General features: G+C 60.3%; 1 protein-coding gene. It reads right to left on the reverse strand.

Annotated elements, in window-relative coordinates; translation table 11 throughout:
• Positions 1 to 318 (reverse strand): MobC family plasmid mobilization relaxosome protein (locus E5W70_RS31935; RefSeq protein ID WP_292665293.1); only part of this gene is annotated, 318 nt, incomplete at its 3' end.
• Between the last annotated feature and the right edge of the window lie 7 nt (positions 319 to 325).

Consider the following 325-nt stretch of genomic DNA (forward strand, 5'->3'; position numbering starts at 1 on the left):
TTTCGATAGCGATCGCAACTCCGTCAAAACGGCCGCCTGGATGCGCTGCACGTTGCCAAGATTGATGTCGAGCTCGCTCGGGTGAACGCTCTTGCCGCTGTTTATTGATCGCGCCACTTGGTTCAGGTTCACGCCGATCGCGCGCATGTCCTCCAGCAGCAGCGCCATGACGAGCCGATCATCCTTGGTCAGGATCGGTCGTACGCCGGCACCTTCGAGGATCAGGGACCGGAAAAATCCCGAAACCGTCATGTCGGCCGCCTTCGCGGCCTTTTCGATCGCTGCATATTCGTCCGCGCTGACGCGGGCATGCACCATTCGACCC

Source organism: Mesorhizobium sp., from assembly GCF_005063415.1.
Lineage (GTDB): Bacteria > Pseudomonadota > Alphaproteobacteria > Rhizobiales > Rhizobiaceae > Mesorhizobium.